Annotated in this window: 2 protein-coding genes; both read left to right on the forward strand. The window is 56.5% G+C overall.

Features of this window, described 5'->3' with window-relative positions; all coding sequences use genetic code 11:
* Positions 1-84 precede the first annotated feature (84 nt).
* The gene (tnpB, locus tag JZ00_RS29620) at positions 85-444 is read left to right on the forward strand and encodes an IS66 family insertion sequence element accessory protein TnpB (protein ID WP_039594732.1); all 360 of its coding nucleotides are present in this window, start codon (positions 85-87) and stop codon (positions 442-444) included.
* A gap of 17 nt (positions 445-461) precedes the next feature.
* Positions 462-1,994, forward strand: a complete 1,533-nt coding sequence (tnpC, locus tag JZ00_RS29625) for an IS66 family transposase (protein ID WP_039594733.1) — start codon at positions 462-464, stop codon at positions 1,992-1,994.
* Positions 1,995-2,041 lie beyond the last annotated feature (47 nt).

The following is a 2,041-nucleotide window of genomic DNA, read 5'->3' on the forward strand; positions in this document are numbered from 1 at the left end:
TAACCGCTCCACGAACCCCACATTCCAAGCGAATAGCTGACAGCCGATGCTGAGCCCCCGATTTCCTCTCAGGAGCCGCTCACCATGATGCGTCCCGACGCCAGCGTTGAAAAAGTGTACCTCTACCCGAAACCCGTCGACTTTAGAAAATCCATCGACGGCTTGGCTGCTCTGGTCGAACTCGATATTAAAGTGGCGGTGTTTGACCCCGTACTTTTCGTTTTTCTGAATCGCCACCGCAACCGAGTCAAAGTGCTGTATTGGGAGCGCAACGGCTTTTGTCTTTGGCTCAAGCGCCTGGAGTCCGAGCGTTTCAAAACTTCACCCGATGAACTCGATGAGGCCATCGTGCTGACCGTGCAAGAGTTGAACTGGTTACTGGACGGATTTGATCTATGGCGCAACCGCCCGCATAAGGTTTTGACTCCAAGATTTGTTGCCTGACGGGTATAATCCGGGGCATGAAATTGATGCCTGAAGACCTCCCTGACGACCCCATATTGCTCAAGCAGATGCTGCTTGATGCCCAGGAAGTCAAAGAAGCCTACGCCACCCACATCGTCGATCTGAAAGAACAGATCAAGCTGTTGCGTGACCGTATATTCGGTCGTAAATCCGAGCAGACGGTCGAGCCCAATACGCCGCAACTGGCGCTGTTCAACGAGCCTGAAAGCGAGCTGATGCCTGCGGTCGGCGACGCTGATGAAGAGGTCGTTGCTCCGGTCAAACGTCGCGGTAAGCGCAAGCCGTTGTCGGCTGATCTGCCGCGCATCGAAGTCATCCATGACCTGCCCGAACACGAGCTGACCTGTGCCTGCGGTTGCCGTAAACATGTGATCGGCGAAGAATCCAGCGAGCAGCTGGATATCGTGCCGATGCAAATCCGCGTGATCAAACACATCCGCAAAGTCTACGGCTGTCGTAGCTGTGAGTCGGCACCGGTCACAGCCGACAAGCCTGCGCAGTTGATCGAAAAGAGCATGGCCAGCCCCAGCGTGTTGGCCATGCTGCTGACCACCAAGTACGTCGACGGCTTGCCGCTGCACCGTTTTGAAACGGTGCTAAGCCGGCATGGCATAGACATCCCGCGCCAAACACTGGCCCGTTGGATTATCCAATGCGGCGAGCATCTGCAGCCGCTGTTAAATCTGATGCGCGACCGGTTGCTGGAAAGCCCGGTCATCCACTGTGATGAAACCCGCGTTCAGGTACTTAAAGAACCAGATCGAGACCCGACCAGCCAATCCTGGATGTGGGTGCAGGCCAGTGGGCCGCCGGACAGAAAAGTCGTGCTGTTTGACTACACGTCCAGCCGTGCGCAGGAAGTGCCGTTGCGCCTGCTGGAAAGTTATCGCGGCTATGTGATGACCGACGATTATGCAGGCTATAACGCGCTGGCGTTGCAACCGGGCGTAGAGCGGCTGGCGTGTATGGCCCATGCCCGGCGCAAATTTGTCGAAGCACAAAAAGTGCAACCCAAGGGCAAGACCGGGCGTGCCGATATCGCGCTGACGATGATCAATAAACTGTACGGCATCGAGCGTGAACTAAAAGATGGCAGCGATGAGCAGCGGTTTATCGGTCGTCAGGAAAGGAGTCTGCCGATCCTGGCGCAGTTGAAAAGCTGGCTGGATAAAACTCAGTCCCAGGTGACGCCGCAAAGCGTGCTGGGCAAGGCAGTTGGTTATCTGGCGAACAACTGGAGTCGGTTGGCGCGTTACCTTGAGGCAGGTTTTTTACCGATCGACAACAATGCCGCCGAAAGAGCGATAAAGCCGTTTGTGATCGGGCGCAAGGCGTGGCTTTTCAGCGACACGCCCAAAGGCGCCACCGCCAGTGCACAGATCTACAGCTTGGTTGAGACCGCGAAGGTCAACGGCCAAGAGCCCTATACGTGGCTGCGCCACGTGCTTGAGCGGCTGCCGCAGGCGTCGTCTGTTGAAGACTACGAAGCGTTGCTGCCGTGGAATTGTTCGCCAGAAATGCCACGGTAACCGGGAAGCGCCTCCGACGGTAGGTGGGGTTTATGGATCGCACTCGC

Origin of the sequence: Pseudomonas frederiksbergensis (assembly GCF_000802155.2) — a bacterium.
Taxonomy (GTDB): domain Bacteria; phylum Pseudomonadota; class Gammaproteobacteria; order Pseudomonadales; family Pseudomonadaceae; genus Aquipseudomonas; species Aquipseudomonas frederiksbergensis_A.

Excerpts from the sequence above, each read along its gene's own strand:
- tnpB (WP_039594732.1), top strand. The coding sequence starts at position 85 with ATGATGCGTCCCGACGCCAGCGTTGAAAAAGTGTACCTCTACCCGAAA.
- tnpC (WP_039594733.1), top strand. The coding sequence starts at position 462 with ATGAAATTGATGCCTGAAGACCTCCCTGACGACCCCATATTGCTCAAG.